The organism is Nocardia aegles (assembly GCF_052545135.1).
In genome coordinates this window covers 46,971-71,080 of record NZ_JBQWRI010000003.1, presented here as the reverse complement: position 1 = coordinate 71,080, position 24,110 = coordinate 46,971, and the positions used below count along the sequence as shown (strand labels likewise).

Sequence of the window (24,110 nt, the reverse complement as noted above, 5' to 3'; positions counted from 1 at the left end):
CGTCCGGCTACAGCCACTTGTTGCGGCGGAAGGTGAAGAACAGGCCGGTGCAGATGGTGAGGATGAGCACCCACACCATCGGATAACCCCAGACCTGGTGCAGTTCGGGCATGTGGTCGAAGTTCATCCCATAGATGCCCGCGATCATCGTCGGCACGGCCGCGATCGCCACCCAGGCCGAGATCTTGCGCATGTCGGTGTTCTGCTGCACGCCGATCCGGGCCAGCGCGGCGCTGATCAGCGCACTGAGCGCCTCGTCGAAGTCGTTGATCCGCTCGGCCACGGAGGCGTGATGCTCGGCGACGTCGCGCAGATAGCGCCGGACCTCCTTCGGCACCGGCAGATCCGGCTTGCGACCGAGCTGCTCGAGCGGCGCGGCGAGCGGATTCACCGCGCGCCGCAGCTCGACCACTTCGCGTTTGAGCTGGTAGATGGACTCCACCGTCACCTTGCTGCGCGGGGTGAAGATCTCCTCTTCCATCTCGTCGATATCGTTTTCGACCAACCGGGCGACCTCGATGTAGGAGTCGACGATCCGGTCGGCGATCGCGTGCAGCACCGCACCGGGGCCGAGAGCCAGCTGCGTGGGGTCCTGCTCCAGCGCCTTGCGCACGTCGGCCAGTCCGGAGTGCTCACCGTGGCGGACGGCGACCACGAAGTCGGGACCGGTGAACACGATGATCTCGCCGGTCTCCACGATCTCGCTGACACTGTTCATCTCGTGCGGAACGTAGCTGACCGTGCGCAACACCAGCAGCAGCGAATCGTCGTAGCGTTCCAGCTTCGGCCGCTGGTGCCGTCGCAGGGCGTCGTCGGTGGCGAGCTGGTGCAGACCGAAGGTCGCGGCGATGTCTGCCATCTGCGCCTGGTCGGGATCGTGCAGGCCGACCCAGACGAAGCCGTTCGGCTCTGCACGGGCTCGCGTGAGCGCGGCCTGGTGGGTGAACCGTCCGGGCAGGCGCTTGCCGTCCACGTACACCGCGCAGTCGACGATCGCCTGCGCCGTCGGAACCGGGATGAAACGCTGCCCGGATTGTGACGGCGTTCGGCCGTATCCACGAAGCGACGAGAGCGGAGAAAAGGACGGCACGCTGACGATGCTACGTCGCCGCGGGCGGCCGGAACGTCGCCTGCGTATGCGGGACGACGGCGCCGCACTGTAAGACTTGAAGGCGTGCGCATCGACCTGCATACCCATTCGACGGCGTCCGACGGCACCGACACTCCGGCGGAACTGGTACGGAACGCGGCCGCCGCGGGCTTGGACGTCGTCGCGATCACCGATCACGACACCACAGCCGGATGGGCGGACGCGGTCGACGCGCTGCCGGAGGGGATGACGCTGGTGCGCGGCATGGAGATGTCCTGCGTCGGACTGGGGGAGGATGGCTGGCCGGTGCCCGTACATTTGCTGGCCTACTTGTTCGACCCGACCCATCGCGGCTTCGCCGAGGAACGCGAGCGGTTGCGCGCCGAACGGGTGGAACGGCTGCGGGCCATGGCCGAGCGGATGGCGGCCGACGGACTGCCGATCGATCCGGACGCCGTGCTGGCCTCGGCGGGCACGTCGGCCGGACGCCCGCATCTGGCCCGGGCGCTGGTCGCCGCGGGCGTGGTGCCGAGCGTGGACGCGGCGTTCGACGAACTGCTCGCCCCGCACGGCCCCTACTACGCCGAGAAGGCCGACACCCCGCTGCGGCGTGCGGTGCGGATGATCGCCTCCGCGGGGGGAGTCAGCGTGCTGGCGCACACCAGGGCGCGCAAGCGGGGCAGGCTGCTGGCCATCGACGACATCCGCGAGTTGGCCGAGTTCGGGCTCGGCGGCCTGGAGATCGCGCACCCGGACCACTCCGCGGCCGACCGCGCGCTGCTCACCGATCTGGCCGCGGAACTCGGCCTGCTCACCACCGGTTCGTCGGACTACCACGGCACCAACAAGACCATCCAGCTCGGCGAGTTCACCACCGATCCCGCGCAATTCGAGAAGCTGGTGGGCAAGGCTTCCGGCGTGCCAGTGATCGCCGCGTGAGACTCGTGCGCGGCCTCAGCGGCATCGTCGCCGGCGGCACCGTGGTGGGCATGCTGGTGGTGGTCGGCGCCGCGGTCCTCGCGCAGCGGGGCGGCTTTCCGGGGCCCGGCGGCGAATCGGTCGCCTGGCATGTGGCGGCCGCGGTGGTCGCCCTCAGCGCGCAAGGATATTCGGACCGGCGTCGGGGTTCGGCCGCCTTCGCCGGTTCGATGATCGTTTTTCTGGCTGCTGGGCTATTGCTGTGGACGCAATGGTGGAGCTGACCCCCGGGTTTTGGTTGCGGGCCGATGAATTGTGCCCGAACATTTTTCTTTATGACCGAAATCGTGGCGGATGTACTGGTGCTCGGCGGCGGTCCCGCCGGTGCCTGGGCGGCCGTCTCGGCCGCCGCGACGGGCGCGACCGTGGTGCTCGTCGACAAGGCGCGCTGCGGGTCGAGCGGGCCGACGACGTACGGCGCGATCTCGCTGTGGCACCTGCCGCCCGGTCCGGCGCGCGAGGATGCGGTGCGGCACGGGCACGCGCACGGCGGCGCGCTGGGTGATCCCGACTGGATGCACCGCGTGCTCGAGGAAAGCCATCAGCGGGTCGAGCAATTGGCCCGGTGGGGTTATCGCATAGCCGGTGGTCCGGCGGGCCCGGACCGGCGGCGCACCTATCTCGACGGTGCCCGCTACCTGCGGCGAATGCGCCGCGCGATGCGGGAAGCCGGGGTGCGCGTACTCGATTTCCACCCGGCGTTGCAACTGCTGGCCGACCGCGACGGTGTGGTGTGCGGCGCTACGGGGCTGCGCTCCCAAGACGGCTTCCGGCGCTGGACCGTGCGTGCCGGCGCGGTCGTGGTGGCCACCGGGGGCTGTGCGTTCCTCTCCGGCGCCGCGGGCACCGACGTGGACACCGGCGACGGTCTGCTGTTCGCCGCGGAAGCGGGCGCCGAGCTGTCCGGAATGGAGTTCTCCTGCGCCTACGGCCTGATTCCGCCGGGGAAGGCGCAGCCGACCGCGCTGCGGAGTCTCGCCTTGCGGTTCGCCCCGCTCTACGACGAATCGGGCGCGGAGTTGCCCGGGCATCGCGCTGCGGCGTTCGCGGCAATCGCCGATGGTCAGCGGGTGTTCGCAGCCCTGGACGACGTACCGGTCGTCCTCCGCCGCGGGCTGGCGCGCCAGGGCTTCGTCGACCGGGCCGAACGGGTGCCGCTGCGGGCCGTGCTGGAGGGCACCGTGCGGGGCACCGGCGGATTGCGCGTCACCGGGCCGGATTGCGCGACCACCGTCGCGGGCCTGTTCGCCGCCGGCGACGTGGTCGGTCGCGAGCCGATCAGTGGCGCGGTGAGCGGATTCGGCGGGCTGAGCGCGGCGTGGGCGATCACCTCCGGCGTCTGGGCAGGCGCGGGCGCGGCGAAGTTCGCCAGGACCGCGGACCGGCGCGCCCCGGCGCGCGGCGTGCCGGGGGCCGGGCTCAACGCCGTGGCGCGGATCGACCCGAGGGCGGTGGTGGGCCTCGTCCAGGAGCACACCTTGCCCTTGCGGCGCAGCTACTGGCGCAGCGCGGGCAGCCTGCGCGATAGCATCGCCGAACTCGACGGCATGTGGCCAGGGGCCGAATTCGATCTCGGCGGCAGCGGTGTCGAGCTGCTGCGGGCCCGGCAGTCCGCCGCGCTGCTCGCGGTGGCGCGCTGGACCAAATACAGCGCGCTGACGCGCACCGAGAGCCGAGGCATGCACCGCAGAACCGATCATCCCGGCGTCTCCGACACCTGGCGGACGCTGCTGCGGTCCGGTGGCGTAGGCAGCGTGTGGGTGCGCCCGGACGCGCCGCGGACGATGCCGGAGCAGGCCCGCGATTTCGTCGCTTGATCGCACGTCGCCGGACGGCGCCGCGGGCGCTGTACTCACACCGCCGCCGCCCCGAGTGGTGCGATCACTCACCGCGTACGGCCGCTGAAGAGGGAGTTCCCGCTTACCTGAAGGTAATTCCCGCCCCATAGGGTCGGGTGATGGAGTGCGACACGACCCAGGGGCAACCGGTTTGGCAACTCGCCCACCGGACTGGCAGAATGTGTCGGATTCCTCGCCTCCGCCACCGCCGGGTGAGGGATGCACGGAGGTCTCCGCCTCGCCGACGTACCGTCGACGACGCGGGAGATCACACCGCCTGTTCTATCCGGGCGCACCCGCCCGGTTCTGCTTCGCGGATCAGTGCCGCGCCCGCCATCGAGATATCGGCAAGAAGTGTTCGCCCATTCGCTGCCGGTCGGAAACGCGCCGGTCAGCGCACCCGATGAGCGTAGTGAAACCACTTGTACCCATTACCCGGTGGTAACCGTCCCCCGGTGTAGCCCGACCCGAGCAGGAGTGAAATCGTGTCACCTGTGACAGACGCACCGAAGGCTACCGCAAGCCTTTCCGAAATCACCAACGACGAAATTTTCGCAGGACATCTCGGCGGCAAGCTCTCGGTCGAACTCAGTGCGCCCCTGGAGACCCAGCGCGATTTGTCGATCGCCTACACCCCAGGCGTCGCCCAGGTCAGCCGCGCGATCGCGGAGGACGAGACGCTGGCCAAGCGCTACACCTGGACCGATCGGCTCGTGGTCGTGGTCAGCGACGGCAGCGCCGTGCTCGGCCTCGGCGACATCGGCCCGCGTGCCTCCTTGCCGGTGATGGAGGGCAAGGCGGCGTTGTTCAAGAAGTTCGCCGGGCTGGATTCGATCCCGATCGTGTTGGACACCAAAGATGTCGACGCGATCGTCGAGACGCTGATCCACCTGCGGCCGAGCTTCGGTGCGGTGAATTTGGAGGACATCTCCGCACCGCGCTGCTTCGAGATCGAGAAGCGCGTCATCGAGGCGCTCGACTGCCCGGTGATGCACGACGACCAGCACGGCACCGCCATCGTGGTGCTCGCGGCGCTCAACGGCGCGGCCAAGGTGCAGGGCCGTGGCGTCGAAGGCCTGAAGGTCGTGGTGTCCGGCGCCGGTGCCGCCGGTGTCGCGTGCACGAACATCCTGCTGGCCGCCGGTGTCCGTGACGTCATCGTGCTCGATTCGAAGGGCATCGTCGACCGCGAGCGTGGCGACCTCAACGAGGTGAAGGCCGAGCTGGCCACGCGCACCAACCCGCGCGGCCTCACCGGTGGCGCGGCGGAGGCGCTGGCGGGCGCCGACGTGTTCCTCGGCCTGTCTGCCGGGCTGATCGCCGAGGAGCTCATCGCGTCGATGGCGCCGGAGGCGATCGTGTTCGCCATGTCCAACCCGGACCCGGAGATCCACCCCGAGGTGGCGCGCAAGTACGCCGCGATCGTGGCCACCGGCCGCAGCGATTTCCCGAACCAGATCAACAACGTGCTCGCGTTCCCCGGCGTCTTCAAGGGCGCGCTGGACGCGGGCGCCCGGCGGATCACCGAGGGCATGAAGATCGCCGCCGCCGACGCCATCCTCAGCGTCGTCGCCGACGAGCTCGGTCCGGACAAGATCGTGCCCAGCCCGCTGGACCCGCGGGTCGCTCCGGCCGTCGCCGAAGCGGTCGCCGCCGCCGCCCGCGCCGAGGGCGTCGCGTAACGCAACCGCACGTCAGCCGAAGGGCGCCCATTCGAACGCGAATGGGCGCCCTTTTCACCTACCGCGCCGGTCGCTCGTTCGTCACCGACTCGACCGTGGCAGACATCGTCGTGGCACTTCGCGTCACCGACGACTGAACGGTTGTTTCGGAGCTAGCCGGCCCGGTCCGCGTTGGGCAGTGCGGCCACTGGTGAAGGCGCGACCCGGGACGTGCGGCGTAATCGGTCCACACCCGGCGTGCCGGCCCACACCGCGAACGCCAGCAGCCCGTCCAGCAGCATGGCCAGCACCGCCACCAGCAGCGCGCCCACCAGCACCCGGTCGTAGCGGTAGAGGCTGATGCCGTCGAAGATGTAGCGGCCCAAGCCGCCCAGGTTGACGTAGGCGGCGATCGTCGCGGTGGCAACGACCTGGAGTGTCGCGCCGCGTAGCCCGGTGAGCAGGAGGGGCAGCGCGTTGGGCACCTCCACCCGGAACAGGATCTGCCGCTCGGTCATGCCCATGGCGCGCGAGGCGTCCACGACGTCGGCGGGAACGTTCGCGATTCCGGCGTACGCGCCCGCGAGCAGTGGGGGGATGCCGACCGTGACCAGCGCCAGCAGCGGCGGTATCAGGCCGAGGCCGAGCAGCAGCACCAGAAAGGTCAGCAGGCCCAGGGTCGGCAGCGCGCGCATGGCGTTGGCGAAGCCGACCAGTACCGCCGCTCCGCGCCGGGTGTGGCCGATGATCAGGCCGAGCGGCACCGCGATCACCGTGGAGACGACGACGGTCAGGAAGCTGTACCACAGGTGCTGGGCGATGCGGGTCCCGATGCCCGACGGCCCGCTCCAGTTGGCGCCGTCGGTGAAGTAGTGCCAGGCGTCGAGGAAAAGATTCATGTCGCAGCGCCTTTCGTCCTGGCTGTTCCGGCATCCGCGCGTACCCATGGCGTCGACCAGCGGCCCAGCGCGTACACCACCCGGTCGGCGACCAGCGCGAGCGCGAGCGTCACGATGATGCCCGCCACGATCTCGTCCGGGTAGTCGCGCTGATAGCCCTGGGTGAACAGCTTGCCGAGCCCGCCGACGCCGATCAGCGCGCCGACCGAGACCATCGCGATATTGGTCACCACCACCACCCGAAGACTGGACACGAAGACCGGCACGGCCAACGGCATGTCCACGGTGAGTGTGCGGCGCAGCGGGCCGTAGCCCACCGCATCGGCCGCGTCGAGCACCGTGGCGGGCACCGAATCCAGCGCCGCCGGGACCGCGATCACCAGCAGCGCGGTGGAATAGACGGTGAGCGCGATGATCACGTTCAGCGGGTCGATGGCCGAGATCCCCACCAGCGGAGGAATGATCACGAACAGCGCCAGCGACGGGACGGTGTAGGCCAGGCTCGCGGCGGTCACCGTGATCCGCCGCAGCCACGCCGCCCGCCGCACCAGCGCGCCGACCGGGATCGCGATCACCAGGGCCAGCAGCAGCGGCACCAGGGCGAGAGCGAGGTGAGTCGCCGTGATTCCCATGATTTCCGAGAAGTTCTCGACGAGGTACCTCATGCCGCTGTCCGGATTCCGTCGCGTACGACTCCGGCTCGCTCGCGGCCGTTCACAGCACTCGTTCTTCGAAGAAGTGCCGGTTGCGTTCGGCGTCTTCGTGGGCGCGCTGCCCGGCCAACTGCTCCAGCACGTCGGTGGCCAGCACGCCGCCGCGCACCGCGCCGGTGGCATCGACGGCGACACCGATTCCGGACGGCGAGGAGATCGCGGCGTCCAGCGCTTGGCGCAGGTCCCCGGACGGGGTGAACAGGGAACCGCCCGCCGACATGCTGTCGGCCGGTGCGCGGCCCGCGCGGATACCCTCGACGCCGGTGGCGTCCACCCAGCCCACCGGCTTGCCGTCGGCGTCCACCACCAGCGCCCACTCGCCCGCGTCCAGCCGTAGCTCGCGCACTTCGCCCGGGACGGCCGTCCGGATCTCATGCAGCGGAACATCGTTCGCGGACCGGAAGGACAACCCGCGGTAACCGCGGTCCCGGCCGACGAAGTCGGCGACGAAATCGGTGGCGGGCTGAGCGAGCACGCGTTGCGGCGCGTCGTACTGCTGAAGCACCCCGCCGCGCCCGAACACCGCCACGCGATCGCCGAGCGTGATCGCCTCATCGATGTCGTGGGTGACGAACACGATGGTCTTGTGCAATTCGGCCTGCAACCTTTGCATTTCGACCTGCAATTCGGCGCGCACCACGGGGTCGACGGCACTGAACGGCTCGTCCATCAGCAGCACCGGCGGGTCCGCGGCCAGCGCGCGGGCCACGCCGACGCGCTGCTGCTGGCCACCCGACAGCTGCGCCGGGTACCGCTGGGCCAGCGAGCGGTCCAGGCCGACCCGGTCGAGCACCTCGAGCGCCGCGGCGCGGGCGGCGCGGCGGGAGTCGCCGCGTAATACCGGTACGGTCGCGACATTGTCGACCACCGTCCGATGCGGCAGCAGGCCGCCACTCTGGATGACGTACCCGATCCCGAGGCGCAGCCGGACCGGATCGACGGTCGAGACATCCTGTCCGGCAATCATGATCGTCCCCGAACTGGGCACGATCATGCGGTTGATCATCCGCATCGAGGTCGTCTTACCGCAGCCGGAAGGCCCGACGAACACGGTGAACGATCCGGACTCGATGCGCAGATCCAGGTCGGTGACGGCGTGCGTGCCGTCCGGATAGGTCTTGCTGATACCGGAGAATTCGATATCGGACACCGAATCTTCCTCCCTAGCCGACCGGCTTGTTCAGCCCCTTGGCGGCCACCCACGCCGCGGCGGCGGCCTTGGGCTCGGTCTTGCCGGTGCCGGAGACCGCCTCGTTGAGTGTGATCAGCTCGGCGGTGGTCAGTCGCGCCGACACCGCGTTCAGCGCCGCGAGCGCCTTGTCCGACTTCTTGCTCGCGTTGAGCAGCGGCACCACGTTCTGTGCGGGGAAGTTGTGTTTCGGGTCGCCCAGCACCACGAGGTCGTTCTGCGGGATGGCGGGCGAGGTGGTGAAGATATCCGCCGCGGTCACCTGGCCCTCGACCAGCGCCCGCACCGTGGCGGGACCGCCGCCGTCGGCGATCGGCACGAAATTGCTCGCCGCGATATCGAGGTTGTAGTTCTTCTTCAAGCCGGGCAGTCCACCCGCCCGCTCCTGGAATTCGGCGGGCGCACCGAATTTCACCTCGGGCGAGTGCGCGGCCAGGTCCGCGATGGTGCTCAGGTTCCAGCGCTGGGCGGTGGCGCGGGTGACGACGACGGCGTCCGAGTCCTCCCCGGGCGCGGGCGTGCCGATCGCGAGATCGGAACTGAGCGCTGTGCCGAGCGCGCTGTTCACCTCGGCCGCGCTGGTGGCGGTGGCGTTCTTGTCCAGGTACTGCAGCAGATTGCCGGTGTATTCGGGGACCACCGAGATGGCGCACTGCCGTAACGCGGGAAGATAGGCTTCCCTGCTGCCGATATTCAGCTTGGTGTCGACGCTGAAGCCGTTGACGCGCAGCACTTCCGCGTACACCTCGGCGATGGTCTCGGACTCGGGGAAGTTCGCCGAGCCGACGATCATGCCGTCTCCCGAGCAGCTGCCGCCGGTGGCGAGTGGATCGGAATTGCCACAGGCCGACAGGGCCATCGCGACGGCGAGGGCCGTCGCGGCGGCGAGGACACGGGCCGCGCGCAGTGCGAGGCGCGCAGCGGGGTGCCGGTGCGTGGCGGCACCGGGGATGCGGGTGGATTTCACGAGAGTCCTTCCGACATGACGGCGGGCGCGGTCTCGGTACCACGCGGCCGCCGGTACATTCTGGGTGTCCATACTGCCCGCTTCCGGGTTTTTCTGTTGGCCGTGTCGAGTCGTCGGAGAGTTGGTGTCGCCGGATGGTGTTGGCCGCGTCACAGCGGGTGCTGGCTCGGGTGCTGGTCGTCGCTTCGATCGCGCTCGTCGTATCCTGCGGGAACGACGAGCCGCAGCGGTCGATCACGGTCGGCGCCGGTGACTCGATCGAGTCCTCGGTGCTCGCCGAAATCTATGCGGGGGCGCTGGCGCGCACCGGCCTGCGGACCGCGGTGGACCCGAGGCTGGGCAGCCGCGCGGACTACCTCACCGCGCTCGATGCCGACCGGGTCCAGGTGGTCGGCGAGCACACCGGCGCGTTGCTCGGATATGTCGATGAACACGCGACGGCACGGTTGCCGAAACAGGTGGCGGACGCGGTGAGTGCTGGGCTGCCCGAAGGTCTGGTCGTCTCGGACTTCGCTGACGGCGCCGACCTGCGACCGCGGGTGTTGGTCACCGCGCAGGCGGCGGAGCGGGACAGGGTGCGTTCGGTCCGTGATCTCGCGCCCCGCTGCGCTGGGCTGACCGTCGGCGTGGCAGCTATGCCCGGCCTGCTGCCGCCGGGTGGAACCGATCGCGTCGCCGGGTGCGAGTTCGCGGCTGCCGTCGCCTTCCCGGATCCGGCCGCGCTGCGGAATGCCTTGCTGGAAGGCCGGGTTCAGGCCGGTCTGCTCGGCGGTCCGCCCGAGCTCGCGCCCGGCGCGACCGACGGATTGGCCGTGCTGTCCGATGACGAGTACGCCGTGCGAGCGGAGAACGTGCTGCCGCTGTTCCGCAAAGGACTGCTCGACCAGCGGCAGATCACGAAGCTCAACTACGTCGCGGGCGAGCTGACGGCGGACGAGTTGGCGGTCATGATCCGCGATGTCCGGGACGAGGGCGCCGCTCCCCGCGAGGTCGCGCGGGCGTGGCTGGACAAGCACTCGTTGTAGGAGCCGAAGCCGAGAGGTCATCGAGAACGCACATCTCGATGGCCTCTCTTCGTGTACGGGGGCAGCGCGATAGACGAGGCCGCGAATTGTGGGTTCCATCACGAGCTGCGCCGTCTTGTCCGCCGGCTGTTCCACCTCGTATATTCCACGTGGAATATTTAGTGTGGAGCATGTCAGAACCGGGCGATAGCGTGCCGTTCGGCGGCAGGCTCACAGCGTCGGCGGCCGACGGCCGAGGCGATCGAGTGACGGAGGTGAACAGGCATGGGGCAAGGGCAGGCGCATCCATCGGTGACGCCGTTGGCCATCGCCGTGCTCGCGCTGCTGGAGGAACGGCCCATGCATCCGTACGAGATGTTCCAGTTACTGATCGCGCGGCGGGAGGACAAGCTGGTCAAGGTACGGCCCGGCTCGCTGTACCACACCGTGTCCCGCCTGGCCGACCAGGAATTGGTCCGCGCCGAGGGCGTCGACCGGGCGGGCAACCGGCCCGAACGCACCACCTACCGGATCACCGGGCGTGGCAGGGAGGCGTTGCGCAACCGGATCGCCGAGATCGTGCGGCGGCCCGTCCCGGAGTATCCGATCTTCCCGGTGGCGCTGGGGGAGTTGCACAATCTGCCCAAAGCCGAGGTGCTCACGCTGCTGCGCGAACGAATCGGCGTACTGGAAACCGAACTGGCCGATACCGACATGCTGAGCGCCTGGGCCGAGGAGCATGTCGTCCCCCGGCGCTACTGGATCTCCCTGCCGTATCTGCGGGCGATCCTCACCGCCGAACTCACCTGGGTCAAGGAATTCACCGCCGAATTGGCCGGCGGCGCACTCGAGTGGGGCGACGTCGACCCCGCGACCGGCAAACGCTCCGCCGCCGACTCCGCGGTGTCGCTGCCGGTGCCGTCTCGCGCCGCGGCGAACCCTACTCCGAGATTGTCGAATAGTCCGAGTTAGGAAACAGATGTCCACACAACGCAATCCGTGGCCGGCGCTGCTCGCGCTGGTCGTCGGCTTCTTCATGATCCTGCTGGACATGACGATCGTCGCGGTCGCCAATCCCGCGATCATGACCAACCTCCACGCCGACATCTCCCAGGTCATCTGGGTGACCAGCGCCTACCTGCTCACCTACGCGGTGCCGCTGCTGGTCACCGGGCGGCTGGGGGATCGATTCGGCCCCAAGAACATCTATCTGATCGGCCTGGCCGTGTTCACCGCGGCGTCGCTGTGGTGCGGTCTGTCCGGCACCATCGGCATGCTGATCGCGGCCCGCGCCGCGCAGGGCATCGGCGCCGCGCTGATGACGCCGCAGACCATGGCCGTGATCACCAGGACCTTCCCGCCGGACCGGCGCGGCGCCGCGATGGGTCTGTGGGGCGGTGTCGCGGGATTGGCGACCCTGGTGGGCCCCATCCTCGGCGGTGTGCTGGTGGACGGTCTCGGCTGGGAGTGGATCTTCATCGTGAACGTCCCGGTCGGCGTCGTCGCCTTCGCGCTGGCGGTCTGGCTGGTGCCCGCCCTGCCGACGCACCAGCACAAGTTCGACATCCCCGGCGTGCTGCTCAGCGGTGTCGGCATGTTCCTGCTGGTGTTCGGCATCCAGGAGGGCAACACCTACGACTGGTCGTCGCGCATCTGGCTGCTGATCATCGCGGGCCTGGTGGTGCTGGCGGTGTTCCTGGTCAACCAGGCCAGGAACACGCGGGAGCCGTTGCTGCCGCTGAGCCTGTTCCGCGATCGCAACTTCGCGCTGGCCAATGCGGCGATCGCCGCGATGGGCGCGGCGGTGACCTCCCTGATGGTGCCGACGTACTTCTACCTGCAGGCCGTGCGGGAGCTGTCGCCGACCAAGTCCGCGCTGATCTTCGCGCCCATGGCGATCGTGACCGGTTTCTCGGCCCCGCTGGTCGGCAAGCTCGCCGACAAGCTGCACCCGCGGATCGTGCCCACTGTCGGCTTCGGCTTGTTCGCCCTGTCGGTGTTCTGCTTCTCGATGCTGATGAAGCCGGACTCGTCACTGGTCTGGTTCCTGGTGGCCGCGGCGCTGGCCGGCTTCGCCAACGCCTGTATCTGGCCGCCGCTGTCCTCCACCGCCACCCACAACCTGCCGATCCAGCAGGCCGGTGCGGGCGCCGGTGTCTACAACACCACCCGCCAGGTGGGCTCGGTGCTCGGCAGCGCGGCGATCAGTGCCCTGGTGGCGGCCCGGCTCACGGCCAACGGCCTCGGTGGCGGCCCGGTCGCCGAAGGCGGCGCGGGCCAGGGCCCGCTCCCGGAGTTCGTCAAGGATTCCTTCAGTACCGCGCTGAGCCAGTCCGTGCTGCTACCCGCGGCCGTCCTGCTCATCGGCGTCGCCGCCTCGGTCCTGTTCATCCGCCACGGCGAGTCCACCTCGCCGCGGCTCGAGAAGGAACCGGTCGAGGCCGACTCCGTAGCGAGCTGACTTCCGGCATCCATGCCCCGCAGAAGACGTTCTTCTGCGGGGCATGCTCGTCAGCGTGCCAGCACGCCCAACCGGGTCCAGTCGATTCTGATCTCGATCGGCACATCGATGACGGTCTCTGAATCAGTCGGCTCCAGCTTCAGATGCGGCCGATACTGGCCCAGCACATGGTCGAGTACGTAGACCTCGATCGATTCGACGCTGTTGTTCGACACCCAGGCGATCCAGTACCACGGGATCCCGGCCAGCGCGTACTCGGCGAGCTTGTCGGCCGTGTCGACACGCTCGGTCCCCGGTGAGACGACTTCGACCACCAGTCGATAAAGTCCGCTATCCTCCGAGCAGACTTCTGATGCGGCCTGGTCGGCGACTCCGCCCGGACGGCTTCTCCGTTCACCACCTCCACCAAGCGGCAGAATTTCTCGGGAAGCTTTTTCCAGATTTCCAGCGTGATCGGCGCCGGCTGCAAGTTCTCTTCTCGCGCCCAATCCAAAATCTCGGACATGGCCCCCACCTCGGCCGACGACTACCGGACTGGCCGATCCTATCCTGTTGCCCAGTCAAACTACGCTGACCGTGACGGAGGGGTAACCGGTCGCGCCGTCGGGGATGACGTCGCGGCGTTCGGCGGTTTGGGTTTCGCCGGCACCGTCGGTGGCGCGGGCGCGGAGGGTGTGCGGGCCGGAGGTGGCGTCCCAGTCGAAGACCCACTGGCGCCAGGTATCGATGGACTGTTCTTCGGAGAGGCGGGCCTGTTGCCATGGGCCGTTGTCGATTTGTACTTCCACCGCGCGGATGCCGCGATGCTGTGCCCACGCGACTCCGGCGATCGGGACGCGACCCGGCTGGAGGCGGCCGCGGGCGCGCGGAGTGTCGATGCGGGTGCCGGTCTTGATCGGTCCGCGTGCCGACCAGCCGCGCCGGGTCCAGTACGCGGTGGCGCGGTCGAAGCGGGTGACTTCCAGTTCGGTCACCCATTTGGTGGCCGAAACGTAGCCGTAGAGACCGGGAACGACCAGCCGGGCCGGGTAGCCGTGCTGCACCGGAAGGGGTTCGCCGTTCATGCCGACCGCCAGCAGCGCGTCGCGGCCGTCGGTGAGCACCGCCAGCGGCGTGCCCGCGGTCCAGCCGTCGGCGCTGTGCGAGAGGACCATGTCGGCGTCGGGGTGCGGTCGGGCCTCGGCCAGCAGCTGATCCACTCGGTATCCGAGCCAGCGCGCGTTGCCGATCAGGTCGCCGCCCACCGGATTCGACACGCAGGCCAGCGTGACCAGGTGTTCCTCCACCGGACGAAGCGCCAGATCCGCCCAATCGAGCCGGATCTCGCGGTCGACCATGCCGTGGATGCGCAGCGACCATCCGTCCTTGGACACTTGCGGCACGATCAGCGCGGTGTCGATCCGGTAGAAGTCGTTGTTCGCGGTGAGGTACGGCGTCAGCCCGGGGACGCGCAGATCCACGCCCGGCACGACCGGTTCGGCAGGGGCGGACGGTTCCGGCAGCTGCACCGCGGCTCGCTCACCGGATACATCGCTGCGGCGCGCGCCCAGCACGCGTCCGCCGACTCCGGTGACCACGGCCAATCCGCCGGCCGCCAGCAGTCCCTGCACAACCTGCCTGCGCGCCGGGGAGCGGGATCGGTCGGCGGAGGACTCGGTGGGGCTCGAGGCAGGCTGCGCGGCGGCGCTGTCGGCCCGCGCGAATGTGCCTGCCTCCGTGGGTGTTTCCGGGTCTCGCGGGGCAGGCAATTCCGTACTCGCCGCGTTTGCCGGTACGTCCGGACCCGCGTTTTCGGCTGCCGCGTCGATGCGACGGGTCAGCGCCCGCAGCGAGTAGATGCCGACGGCGACGCCGACGACGGTCGGCAGCGCGGCGGACAGACCGGTACCCGCCACCGCGACCCATGCCGTGATCACCCCGAACACGACGAACAACCATGATCCGGCGGCGCGGGTGGTCCGCTCGATCGCTCCGGCCGCTGCGGCGACCAGCAGGGCGATCACGCCCATGATCACATACAGCGCGGTCTTGTCGTCGGTGCCGAAAGTGGTGATGGCCCATTCCCGCACCCCGTCGGGCGTCTGGTCGACCACAGCTGAACCGAGCAGGTGCAGCGGCGCGCTGTCGGGCCCGAGGAAAGCCGCGAGCAATTCGGCGACGCCCAGCGTGAGACCCGCCGAGACGATCCCGGCCACCACACGCAGTCGCAGATCGGCCATGGCATCGAGAGTACTGCCGCAGTTCGTCGCCGCGCAGCCGCGATCTGCGAAAGGCGCTGCCCGCGAACGGCCGGCGCCGCTCGGCGATCGGCTCAGTTGTAGATGCTCGCCACGTCGTCGGCGTGCTGCTTCATCACGACCGCGCGCTTGAGCGACATCTTCGGGGTGAGTTCGCCGGTCTCCTGGGTCCAGTCGATGGTCAGCAGACGAATCTTCTTGATCTGCTCGGCGTGCGAGACCTTTTTGTTGGTCTCGGCCACCGCCGCGTTCACCTCGGCGAGCAGGGCGGGGTGCTCGATCAGCTTCTCGATCGGGGTGTCGGCGGGCAGGCTGTTGCGTTCCTTCCAGCCGGGCAGCGACTCCGGGTCCAGCGTGATCAGCGCCCCGATGAACGGCTGACCGTCGCCGACCACCATCACCTGGCTGATCAGTGGGTGCGCCCGCAGCGAGTCCTCCAGCAGCGCGGGCGAGACGTTCTTACCACCGGCGGTGACGATGATCTCCTTCTTGCGGCCGGTGATGGTGATGAAGCCGTCGCCGTCGATGGCGCCGAGGTCACCGGTCTTGAACCAGCCGTCCTCGAACGCGTCCTCGGTGGCCTCCGCGTTACCCCAGTAGCCGTCGAACACGACCGAGCCGCGCAGCAGCAGCTCGCCGTCCTCGGCGATCTTGGCCGCGTGACCTTCGATCGGCCGCCCGACCGAGCCGACCCGGATGTGCTCCGGGGTGTTGACGGCGATGGCCGCGGTGGTCTCGGTGAGGCCGTAGCCCTCGTAGATGGTCACGCCGGCACCGCGGAAGAAGTGCCCCAGCCGCGCGCCGAGCGGACCGCCACCGGAGACGGCGGCCTCGCACTGGCCGCCGAGCGCGGCGCGCAGCTTCGCGTACACCAGCTTGTCGAACAACGCGTGCTTCAGCCGGAGCACCACGCCCGGCCTGCCGTTGTCGAGCGACTCGCTCCAGGCGATCGCGGTTGCGGCGGCGGCGTCGAAGATCTTTCCCTTGCCGCCGTCGTGCGCCTTCTGCTTGGCGCTGTTGAACACCTTCTCGAACACCCGGGGCACCGAGAGGATGAAATGCGGCCGGTAGCTGCCGAACTGATCGACCAAGGTGGACCAGTCGGCGGTGTGCGCGACGGTCACCTTCGCGTCGAACGCGGCCAGTGCGACGCCACGCGCGAAGACGTGCGCCAGCGGCAGGAACATGAGGGTCTTCTTGCCCTCGGTGACGTACTCGCGCAGCGCGATCCGATCGGACTTCGATTCCGCGTACAGGTTCGCGTGAGTGAGCATGACGCCCTTCGGGCGGCCCGTGGTGCCGGAGGTGTAGATCAGGGTGGCGGGCGACTGCGCACCGACCTGCGCGCGGCGTTCGTGCACAGCCTGGTCGTCCAGGTCAGCGCCGCGGCTGAGCAGTTCGCCCATCGCGTCCTGGTCGAATTGCAGGGTCTCCCGCAGGTCCGGCAGCGACCCGGCTTCGATCTCGTCGATCACCTTGCGGTGCTTGTCGCTGTCCACGATCAGCAGTGTGGTGGCCGAGTCCTGCAGGATCCACTTGGCCTGCTCGGCGGCGGAGCTGTCGTAGATCGCGACCGTGCAGCCGCCCACGGCCCAGATGGCGAAATCGAGGACGGCCCACTCGTAGCGGGTAGGGGCCATGATGGCGACCCGATCGCCGAGCCCGATACCCGAAGCGATCAGGCCTTTCGCCACCCCGGTAACGGTTTTCGCGAACTCGGCGGCGGTGATATCCCGCCAGCCGCCACTGCCGTTCGGCACGTTGAACAACACCGCGTCCGGCGACTGCTCGGCGTGGCGGAAGACGTTGTCGGAATTGTTCGCGTCATCCGGAATGGTGTAGGAAGCCGGGACTTCGAACTCTCGCATCAGTGCCCTTCCACGTGGGTTTACTCGCCAGTAATCTACGACACCTGGGCCAGGGACGTGAGGCGGACCACCGCCGACCGCCTCCGTACATCACCGCAGGCTCGGACCCGCTCCAATATCATCCTAGTTCGCGCGGGTCCGCTGGTTGAACGCCTTCGCGCAGGAACTCGGCGATCGGGTCAGGGCAGGAAGCGGCGTTCGACGTTGGCCGCGATCCGCTGGTAGCCCGACGCGGTGACCCGGACGAACAGATCCAGCAGCTTGGTCTCCCAGCCGATCAGCACGCGGCCGTGCCCCTTGCGCACGCCGTCGACGATGGTCCGCGCCGCCATATCCGCGGTGTGGATGGCCAGCTTCCGGTCGAACATCGCCGCGGCCGACTCGGCGTCGATGCCCTCGGCGTAGGTGGCATTGCGGGCGACGGCGGTCTTGATGCCGCCCGGATGCACGCAGGTGACCTTGACCGGGTGCCGCGCGATCAGCATCTCCTGGCGCAGCGACTCGGTGAAGCCGCGCACCGCGAACTTCGCGGCGTTGTAGGCGCTCTGCCCGGGGATCGCGATCAGGCCGAAAAGGCTGGACACGTTCACGATATGGCCGTCGCCGGACTCGATGACCATCGGCAGGAACGCCTTGGTGCCGTTGACGACGCCCCAGAAATCGACGTCCATCACGCGCTCGAAGTCCTTGAACTCCGAGCGGACGACCTCGCCGTGGTGGGCGATGCCCGCGTTGTTGTACACCTGGTGCACCGTGCCGAAGTGCGCTTTCACCGCGTCGGCGTAGCGGATCACCGCGTCGCGCTCGACCACGTTCAGGCGGTCGGATTTGACCTCCGCGCCGAGCTGCTCACAGCGCCGCACGGTCTGCGCGAGGCCGTCGACATCGATGTCCGACAGGGCCAGTTTGGCGCCGCGCCGGGCCAGATTCACCGCCAGTGCCCGGCCGATCCCGGAGCCCGCTCCGGTGATCACACATACCTTGTTCTCGAAGTAAGCGTCACTGCTCACGATGCCACTGCTTTCAAGTCGGCTCCGGAAATGGAGATGTCGTACGCCGCCACGTCGAATGTCTTGGTCCGCCTACGGAATTCGAAACTGAAGTCCGGCCACAGTGTGGTGTTGTTGCCGTGCTTGTCCAGGTACCAGCTCGAGCACCCGCCGGTCAGCCAGACGCTGCGCGCGAGCTTCGCCTGTAGCTCGGCGTTGTAGGCATCCTGCGCGTCGCGGCGTACTTCCACGGTACGCAGGTCGAGGCGGTCGATGGTAGCCAGTGCGTCGGCGATGTAATTGATCTGCGACTCGATCATGTACACCATCGACGTGTGCCCGAGGCCGACGTTCGGGCCGAGCAGGAAGAACATATTCGGGAAATTCGCGATCGCCGAGCCCTTGTAGCCCTGCTGGCCGATCGCGTCGAACACTTCCGCCAGGGTGCGGCCGTCGCGGCCGGTGACGGTGTTGTAGGTGGGTGAGTCGGTGACGTGGAAGCCGGTCGCCACGATCAGCGCGTCGATCCGGCGCTCGGTGCCGTCCTGAGTGACGATCGAGTTCGCGCGCACCTGGGCGATGCCGTCGGTGACCACGTCGACGTTGGGGCGCGACAGCGCGGGGTAGTAGTCGTTGGAGATCAGCATGCGCTTGCAGCCGATCCGGAAATTCGGAGTCACCTTCGCGCGCAGTTCGGGGTCGCGGATCTCGGAGTGCAGTTTCGCCTTCGCGATCGCCTCGAACAACCGCATCAGGGCGGGAAGCTTGGCCAGGCCGACGACCTGGGTCTCGCGGGCGGCGTAGATGGCGGCGCGGGACAGTCGCTGTAGACCCGGCACATGTTTGAAGGCCAGTCGCTCGGCCGTCGTGTAGGGGCGGTCCAGGCGCGGCAGCAGCCATGGCGCGGTGCGCTGGTAGACGTCCAGGTGGCCGACCTTCCCGGCGATGGCGGGAACGATCTGGATGGCCGAGGCGCCGGTGCCGATGACGGCGACCCGCTTGCCGGTGAGGTCGGCGTCGTGGTTCCAGCGGGCGGAGTGGAAGACCTCGCCTTCGAACTCGCCGATGCCTTTGATGTCGGGCAGGGCGGGCTCGCACAGCGCGCCGACCGCGGAGATCACCGTGTTCGCGGTGAAGCTGCCCGTGGTCGACTCGATCTCCCACAGCGCGGTCTCGTCGTTCCAGCGGGCGCTGGTCACGTCGCAGTCGAAGATGTGCTTGTCACGCACGCCGTAGCGCTTCGACACGTCCTGGATGTACTGCTGGATCTCGTCCTGCCGGGAGAACGAGCGCGACCACTCGGGGTTCAGTGCGAACGAGTACGAGTACAGGTGCGAAGGCACGTCGCAGGCCGCGCCGGGGTAAGTGTTGTCGCGCCAGGTGCCGCCGACGTCGCTGCCGCGTTCCAGCACGAGGAAGTCGTCGCGACCCTGCTGGGTCAGCCGGATGGCCAGGCCCAGACCCGCGAACCCGCTGCCGATGATGATCGTCCTGGCGTGGCGCGCAGGTCGACCCGCGACGGCTTTGTCTGTAACCTTGCGACTCATATATTTGAGCCTACGATTCTATTGAGCGTGAGTCAACAGGGTATTGACCAGTGTTCAGTAGGATGGGGTGCGTGACCAGAACCCAGGCAGACGCCCCCAAGCGCACGCGGCTGAGTCCCGATGAGCGCCGCGAGCAGCTGATCACCCTGGGCACGAAGATGCTCGGCGAGCGTTCCATCGAAGACATCTCCGTCAGCGAGATCGCCGCCGAGGCGGGCATCTCCCGCGGCCTGCTGTTCCACTACTTCCCGACCAAGCAGGACTTCCAGCTCGCGCTCGTGCAGCATGCCCACGCCCAGCTGCTCGAGCGCGTCTTCCCGGATCGCTCGCTGGGCCTGTTCGAGATGCTGCGTGACTCGATCGAGCGCTACATCGAGTACGTCACCGAGAATCGGACCTCCTATCTGGCTCTCCTGCGCGGCTCCGCCGGCGTCAGTCCCGAGCTGGCCCCGCTGGTCGACCAGACCCGCGACGCGATCATCGGGATCATCCTCGCGGAAGCGCCGGTTCCGGTCGCCGAAGCCGACCACCCGCGCCTCATGCTCGCGATGCGCGGCTGGATCGCGTTCGTCGAGGAGTCCACGCTCACCTGGCTGCGTTCCGAGCCCATCTCGCGTGCGGAGTTGATCGACCTGCTCGTCGAATCGCTGATCGCCATAGCGTTCTCGGTCGACCCGGCTTTGGCATCCGCGCTACGGAGCTGAGGAAGTTCCGGCTTGCATCGGTCGGATTCGTCAGGGTGACGGTGTGGTCCACAGTGCGCTGATCGGAAGGCTGCTCGGGGTCGTTTGCGACTCACGCAAGAGTCCGGGTGCCCGCCCCGCCATACCGCCGACCCGCGCACCGCGACTATGACGCTGCCCACACGCCGCACGTCGACGCCCTTGCGCTGCCAATACCGTGCTCCTCCATTGCCTTTCGATTTTGTGCCGGAATTCCCGGCGCATACCGTTGTGTGGTCACTGGTGTGGGACGGCGATGGAGGCCCGCCGATGTTGGTCATCAATGAGCGAACGACGGCGCCGCGGTCGGAGCAGCGCGTGCTCGGCTGGATGCGGACCTGGACCGGCCAGTACGTCATTGTGGGACTGGCGATCTCGGGATGTTATCTACCCGACCGCGAGCGCAACGACGAAACGCAAGAAGCCGATCTGGTGGTGATCACCCCCAGGGCAGCGGTCGTCGTCGAGGTCAAGGGCACCGTTCCGGAGGCGACGAGCGGTGTCCTGTCGGTGCAGGCCAACGGCCGCTGGCGGCTGTCCGGCTACGCGGGCGACCCGATCCACGTGCGCGACCACGACAGCAGCCCGTTCGATCAGGTCACGAACAACGTTTTCAACTTGAAGGCCTTGGTGCGCAAGCACAATGCCGAAGCCTTCGTCGACGGCCTGATCGTCGTGGTGCCGCCCAAGGATTCGAACCTCACATTGAACATCGAGTCACGCAGGCGCGGTTGCGCGGTGGTGCTCGGAGCCGGGCAGGCCGATCTGCGCGCCTGGTTCCATCGCACCGCGAGCCGCAAGCTCAGCTGGACCGCCGAACGCACCCACGCCCTGCTCACCGACTTGAACCTGGGCGATCAGGTCACTGTCGACGATCTGGTGGCGGATGGCTTTCCGGCGGAGAAAAAGTTGCGAGCGGGGACGCAGGCGGCGCTGGAGAGCGTCACGCGAAAGGTTCCTGAGCTCGAGGACAGGACCCCCAGCGAAGATTCGGACAGCGACGAGGTGTCGGCCGGTTCGGCCGCGCCACCGGTTGATGCCGTGCCCGAGCCGCCCGACGCAGTTCCGGATGCGGCGCGACGCACCGAATCCAGCTCGACGCCGAACTCCGAAATCGGTGCCGAGCCAGACGAAGACGATCAGCAAGTCCCGGAGGCGGGTCGGTTACCTGAGCCGGAGCCGACCGACGCCTCGGAGCAGGCACCTGTTGCCGGGTCGGCGCAGGCTATCGAGGCGGATCCTTTCGCGCCGGAATTCCTTGCGCCCGAGCCCGTCCCGATGCCCGAGTCGGCAGCCCCGACAGTCCATTCGTATGCCCGCGAAGGACAGCGCCGGTCGGCGTCGTACCCCACGGGCGCGCGGCTGCTCGAGCCGGGTGCGCCAGAAGACGCTCACCTCGAGCCGCCTCGCTTCGAAGGCCGCCTCGCGGCGAGTCCCGCGCGGGGCCTCGCCACGGGCCACGCCGCGTCGATACCGCCCTCCGCAGCGGAATCCACCCCGCCGGAACAGGCCGAATCCGAGTTCCCAGCCGCCGATGAGGATGACGATCCGGCTTCGCGCTCTGGCCCCGGACCATCGTCGTTCACTGACCGGTGGTCGTCGTGGATCGAGCCCACCCCCGACCGGCGGCCGCGCCCACGCCCGGCGCAGGCTCCTGCGCCGAGCCGGCCCACATCGTGGTCCACACCCACTCCCGAACCCCAGCCCCTGCGCCGACCCACGCCGACCGCTGCCCCGGAGCGCCGTCCCCAAGCGAAGCCACGCGGCCACCGCCCGCAACAGATCGCCGCGGTGGCGCTGATTCTGCTGGTCATCGGCACGATCTGGATGCTGGCCGCCTCCTGCTCGACGCCCACCGGCGGCGCTGTGCAACCCACACAAATTCCTGTGCTCACCACCGAGGCGGTTCCCCCACCGCCGCCTGCCAGGGAAACTCCAGCCCACATGAACCTGTTGCCGTTGTGCACCCCGTTCACGCCCAAGTGCTGACGACGTAGCCGCCGAACTCGGCCGTATCCTCACCCGCAACCTACACTCGTCGAACGCGGTGGACTCGGTCGAGTGGCCCGCCACCTGTGCGCGGCGTCGTGGCCGGTGCTAGCGTAGCTGTCATATCTTGCTAGCAAAGCTAGCGCTCGGCGCGTCGGCTGGTTGTTTCATCACGACAACTACACGTGGTTCGAATTCATCGACGAATACCTCGCTGATCCGAACCGGCCGGTCCTCGGCCTGCGTTTCGAGGAACGGCCCAGAGCGAAGTTCGCGGCGAACGTTCGACTTCCGCAATGGTTTTCCAATCTCCTGCCGGAGGGTGCCATGCGTGAGTGGATCGCTGCGGAGCGTGATGTCGCACCGGAACGCGAGATGGAGCTGATCGCCAGGGTCGGTCACGATCTGCCCGGTGCGGTCCGCGTCCTGCCCGCTGAGTTCGATTCGGTGCCGGATGTCGCCGGCGTGCTCGAATCCGCGTCCGTGTCGTCGGCCGATGAGTTCGTCGATTCGCCATGGAAGTTCTCGCTCGCGGGTGTCGGCCTGAAGTTCTCGACTCTGCGCGACGGGAAGCAGTTCACCTGCACCGCGACCGGCGAGGGCGGCGATTGGATTCTCAAATTGCCCGACCGGCAGTTTCCGGATGTCCCTCGCAACGAGTACACGATGATGAGGTTCGCGAAAGCCGTCGGAATCGATGTGCCACAGGTCGCCCTTGTTCATCGGGACAACGTCATCGGTGTGCCCGCGAACGTGTGGCCGGCAAACGAGGAATTCGCTTACGCTGTCGAGCGTTTCGATCGTGGCGCGCAGCGGCGACTTGTCCATATCGAGGACTTCGCTCAAGTCCGTGGTGTGTATCCGGGGCAGAAGTATGAGGGAAACTTCGAAACTGTCGCGTCGCTGGCCTATCGCGGTCGTGATTCCGCCGCATTGCGCGAATTCGTCCGCAGGATCGTATTTTTCGTTTTGATCGGTAATGGTGGACACAAGTACGCGATCGACGCCGTTCTGGCGGCATCGGCCCGTTCGGTCCGGGGGTTGGCAACGGTGGCTACGTCGGACCCGGAGGATATGGCGTTGCTGTGCGGTCCGGAGATCGAAATCGTGAAGGTGTGAACGGTTCGTTTGCGTGGGGCGCCTGGTCGCGTGTGCGGCTCAGCCGCCGCTGAACCAGAAGTACCCGTGGCGAGCTGGACGGGCCTCCGACCCAGTTCGGCATCGAACCGCGTAGCTGTGGTGGTCGACATCGCCGTGCTGGAGCAACGAAGTCCAACCCGGTCAGACCAAGACCCAGTCCGGAGTCGGTGTGCCGCTGCCAGGAAAGCGATAAACAAATTATGAAAATCAGATACCTCATCGTCACGGCCCTGACAGTGCCGATGCTGAGCGGCTGCTACTCCACAGTTGCTCAGGAAGAACCCTGCGACACAAATATCTTCAGTTTCGGCAGCGGCGAGGAGCCACTCGGCTCGTACAGCAGCTTCAATAAGGCGCTGAGCGAAGCGGGGAAAGCGCCGAACCCGGTTACGCTCGGCGACGTCACCCGCGCGGCCGGGTGGACCGACGGCTGGGACCGCATGATCGACGTGTTCTCACCGACCACCGCCGAAGAGTTACACAATGCCGCCCACACAACCAAAGACCAGGTTTGCTGGAAAAACTGGCCCACACGAAAATATACCGACGACGCCGTACCGGAGGGCTACTACCTCTTCCTCGCGAACGGCAAGCCGGTGCAGGCCGTGAGATGGTCACTGGACCAAAGCCTGCTGAGTCTGGGGCGTCTACCCGAACTCACGCCTCATTCTGTTCTTGTGCCGGACCCGCATGGACCGGGCCTCATTCCCGCACCGTAGCCACCTATCTGGACGCGACGGGCGGCCGACCGACAACGGCATCGGGCGATCATGGGTGCCCTGACAGCGGGCAACTGATCCGGATGACCGTTTCTCGAT

The 24,110-nt window shown here is 68.0% G+C and carries 21 protein-coding genes; 11 read left to right on the top strand and 10 right to left on the bottom strand.

What is annotated here, in order from left to right; genetic code table 11:
* Nucleotides 1-7: 7 nt before the first annotated feature.
* A complete protein-coding gene (locus ACT89H_RS10280) occupies nt 8-1,099 on the bottom strand; it encodes a magnesium and cobalt transport protein CorA (RefSeq protein WP_445108875.1) in 1,092 nt (363 codons plus the stop codon).
* A gap of 75 nt (nt 1,100-1,174) precedes the next feature.
* On the opposite strand from ACT89H_RS10280, the gene ACT89H_RS10275 reads away from it, so the two are divergent.
* The 4 genes from ACT89H_RS10275 (at nt 1,175) to ACT89H_RS10260 (ending at nt 5,588) form a co-directional block, all read left to right on the top strand.
* Nucleotides 1,175-2,029, top strand: a complete 855-nt coding sequence (locus ACT89H_RS10275; protein ID WP_445108331.1) for a PHP domain-containing protein — start codon at nt 1,175-1,177, stop codon at nt 2,027-2,029.
* A gap of 5 nt (nt 2,030-2,034) precedes the next feature.
* Nucleotides 2,035-2,292 carry a hypothetical protein gene (locus ACT89H_RS10270; protein WP_445108330.1) on the top strand — a complete coding sequence of 86 codons (258 nt, stop codon included), beginning with the start codon at nt 2,035-2,037 and terminating at the stop codon, nt 2,290-2,292.
* A gap of 51 nt (nt 2,293-2,343) precedes the next feature.
* A complete protein-coding gene (locus ACT89H_RS10265) occupies nt 2,344-3,885 on the top strand; it encodes an FAD-binding protein (RefSeq protein ID WP_445108329.1) in 1,542 nt (513 codons plus the stop codon).
* A gap of 515 nt (nt 3,886-4,400) precedes the next feature.
* Complete coding sequence (locus ACT89H_RS10260) at nt 4,401-5,588, top strand: NAD(P)-dependent malic enzyme (RefSeq protein WP_445108328.1); 1,188 nt, start codon at nt 4,401-4,403, stop codon at nt 5,586-5,588.
* 152 nt (nt 5,589-5,740) lie between these two features.
* On the opposite strand, the gene ACT89H_RS10255 is transcribed toward ACT89H_RS10260, so the two are convergent.
* The 4 genes from ACT89H_RS10255 to ACT89H_RS10240 are packed head-to-tail and all read right to left on the bottom strand — an operon-like array spanning nt 5,741 to nt 9,227.
* Nucleotides 5,741-6,466 (bottom strand): ABC transporter permease, encoded by a 726-nt coding sequence (locus ACT89H_RS10255; RefSeq protein WP_445108327.1) that lies wholly within the window; start codon nt 6,464-6,466, stop codon nt 5,741-5,743.
* A complete protein-coding gene (locus ACT89H_RS10250; protein WP_445108326.1) occupies nt 6,463-7,131 on the bottom strand; it encodes an ABC transporter permease in 669 nt (222 codons plus the stop codon). Before ACT89H_RS10250 ends, ACT89H_RS10255 begins: the two co-directional genes overlap by 4 nt.
* Before the next feature lie 49 nt (nt 7,132-7,180).
* Entirely contained in the window at nt 7,181-8,329 is a 1,149-nt protein-coding gene (locus tag ACT89H_RS10245; RefSeq protein ID WP_445108325.1) for an ABC transporter ATP-binding protein, read from the bottom strand.
* A gap of 13 nt (nt 8,330-8,342) precedes the next feature.
* Nucleotides 8,343-9,227: an ABC transporter substrate-binding protein gene (locus ACT89H_RS10240; protein ID WP_445108874.1), complete on the bottom strand. Its 885-nt coding sequence runs from the start codon at nt 9,225-9,227 to the stop codon at nt 8,343-8,345.
* Nucleotides 9,228-9,469: 242 nt separating this feature from the next.
* Between ACT89H_RS10240 and ACT89H_RS10235 the strand changes: the two genes are divergently transcribed.
* From ACT89H_RS10235 to ACT89H_RS10225, 3 genes are all read left to right on the top strand, one after another.
* Nucleotides 9,470-10,360: a glycine betaine ABC transporter substrate-binding protein gene (locus ACT89H_RS10235; protein WP_445108324.1), complete on the top strand. Its 891-nt coding sequence runs from the start codon at nt 9,470-9,472 to the stop codon at nt 10,358-10,360.
* A gap of 264 nt (nt 10,361-10,624) precedes the next feature.
* Nucleotides 10,625-11,311, top strand: a complete 687-nt coding sequence (locus ACT89H_RS10230) for a PadR family transcriptional regulator (protein ID WP_445108323.1) — start codon at nt 10,625-10,627, stop codon at nt 11,309-11,311.
* Nucleotides 11,312-11,318: 7 nt separating this feature from the next.
* On the top strand, nt 11,319-12,800 hold the full coding sequence (locus tag ACT89H_RS10225; RefSeq protein ID WP_445108322.1) for an MFS transporter: 1,482 nt from the start codon (nt 11,319-11,321) through the stop codon (nt 12,798-12,800).
* A 50-nt stretch (nt 12,801-12,850) separates the two neighbouring features.
* Here the strand turns inward: ACT89H_RS10225 and ACT89H_RS10220 are convergent, their stop codons facing one another.
* The 5 genes from ACT89H_RS10220 to ACT89H_RS10200 all read right to left on the bottom strand — a co-directional run bounded on the left by ACT89H_RS10220 (nt 12,851) and on the right by ACT89H_RS10200 (nt 19,441).
* Nucleotides 12,851-13,288 (bottom strand): Uma2 family endonuclease, encoded by a 438-nt coding sequence (locus ACT89H_RS10220; RefSeq protein WP_445108321.1) that lies wholly within the window; start codon nt 13,286-13,288, stop codon nt 12,851-12,853.
* A gap of 72 nt (nt 13,289-13,360) precedes the next feature.
* Nucleotides 13,361-15,019 carry a molybdopterin-dependent oxidoreductase gene (locus ACT89H_RS10215; RefSeq protein WP_445108320.1) on the bottom strand — a complete coding sequence of 553 codons (1,659 nt, stop codon included), beginning with the start codon at nt 15,017-15,019 and terminating at the stop codon, nt 13,361-13,363.
* 92 nt (nt 15,020-15,111) lie between these two features.
* Nucleotides 15,112-16,905 carry an AMP-dependent synthetase/ligase gene (locus ACT89H_RS10210; protein WP_445108319.1) on the bottom strand — a complete coding sequence of 598 codons (1,794 nt, stop codon included), beginning with the start codon at nt 16,903-16,905 and terminating at the stop codon, nt 15,112-15,114.
* Nucleotides 16,906-17,084: 179 nt separating this feature from the next.
* Complete coding sequence (locus ACT89H_RS10205) at nt 17,085-17,915, bottom strand: SDR family NAD(P)-dependent oxidoreductase (RefSeq protein ID WP_445108318.1); 831 nt, start codon at nt 17,913-17,915, stop codon at nt 17,085-17,087.
* Complete coding sequence (locus ACT89H_RS10200) at nt 17,912-19,441, bottom strand: flavin-containing monooxygenase (protein ID WP_445108317.1); 1,530 nt, start codon at nt 19,439-19,441, stop codon at nt 17,912-17,914. Before ACT89H_RS10200 ends, ACT89H_RS10205 begins: the two co-directional genes overlap by 4 nt.
* A 62-nt stretch (nt 19,442-19,503) precedes the next feature.
* Between ACT89H_RS10200 and ACT89H_RS10195 the strand changes: the two genes are divergently transcribed.
* From ACT89H_RS10195 to ACT89H_RS10180, 4 genes are all read left to right on the top strand, one after another.
* Nucleotides 19,504-20,145, top strand: a complete 642-nt coding sequence (locus ACT89H_RS10195; protein WP_445108873.1) for a TetR/AcrR family transcriptional regulator — start codon at nt 19,504-19,506, stop codon at nt 20,143-20,145.
* Between the two features lie 288 nt (nt 20,146-20,433).
* The gene (locus ACT89H_RS10190) at nt 20,434-22,152 is read left to right on the top strand and encodes a nuclease-related domain-containing protein (protein WP_445108316.1); all 1,719 of its coding nucleotides are present in this window, start codon (nt 20,434-20,436) and stop codon (nt 22,150-22,152) included.
* 162 nt (nt 22,153-22,314) lie between these two features.
* The gene (locus ACT89H_RS10185) at nt 22,315-23,271 is read left to right on the top strand and encodes a type II toxin-antitoxin system HipA family toxin (RefSeq protein ID WP_445108315.1); all 957 of its coding nucleotides are present in this window, start codon (nt 22,315-22,317) and stop codon (nt 23,269-23,271) included.
* A 221-nt stretch (nt 23,272-23,492) separates the two neighbouring features.
* Nucleotides 23,493-24,011: a hypothetical protein gene (locus tag ACT89H_RS10180; RefSeq protein WP_445108314.1), complete on the top strand. Its 519-nt coding sequence runs from the start codon at nt 23,493-23,495 to the stop codon at nt 24,009-24,011.
* The last annotated feature ends 99 nt before the right edge of the window (nt 24,012-24,110 follow it).

Bases quoted from the DNA above. Each gene is read 5' to 3' on its own strand.
- ACT89H_RS10180 (WP_445108314.1), top strand. From the start codon at position 23,493: ATGAAAATCAGATACCTCATCGTCACGGCCCTGACAGTGCCGATGCTG.
- ACT89H_RS10190 (WP_445108316.1), top strand. From the start codon at position 20,434: ATGTTGGTCATCAATGAGCGAACGACGGCGCCGCGGTCGGAGCAGCGC.
- ACT89H_RS10195 (WP_445108873.1), top strand. From the start codon at position 19,504: ATGGGGTGCGTGACCAGAACCCAGGCAGACGCCCCCAAGCGCACGCGG.
- ACT89H_RS10240 (WP_445108874.1), bottom strand. From the start codon at position 9,227: ATGGCCCTGTCGGCCTGTGGCAATTCCGATCCACTCGCCACCGGCGGC.
- ACT89H_RS10230 (WP_445108323.1), top strand. From the start codon at position 10,625: ATGGGGCAAGGGCAGGCGCATCCATCGGTGACGCCGTTGGCCATCGCC.
- ACT89H_RS10200 (WP_445108317.1), bottom strand. From the start codon at position 19,441: ATGAGTCGCAAGGTTACAGACAAAGCCGTCGCGGGTCGACCTGCGCGC.
- ACT89H_RS10215 (WP_445108320.1), bottom strand. From the start codon at position 15,019: ATGGCCGATCTGCGACTGCGTGTGGTGGCCGGGATCGTCTCGGCGGGT.
- ACT89H_RS10210 (WP_445108319.1), bottom strand. From the start codon at position 16,905: ATGCGAGAGTTCGAAGTCCCGGCTTCCTACACCATTCCGGATGACGCG.
- ACT89H_RS10255 (WP_445108327.1), bottom strand. From the start codon at position 6,466: ATGAATCTTTTCCTCGACGCCTGGCACTACTTCACCGACGGCGCCAAC.
- ACT89H_RS10235 (WP_445108324.1), top strand. From the start codon at position 9,470: ATGGTGTTGGCCGCGTCACAGCGGGTGCTGGCTCGGGTGCTGGTCGTC.
- ACT89H_RS10265 (WP_445108329.1), top strand. From the start codon at position 2,344: ATGACCGAAATCGTGGCGGATGTACTGGTGCTCGGCGGCGGTCCCGCC.
- ACT89H_RS10250 (WP_445108326.1), bottom strand. From the start codon at position 7,131: ATGAGGTACCTCGTCGAGAACTTCTCGGAAATCATGGGAATCACGGCG.
- ACT89H_RS10225 (WP_445108322.1), top strand. From the start codon at position 11,319: ATGTCCACACAACGCAATCCGTGGCCGGCGCTGCTCGCGCTGGTCGTC.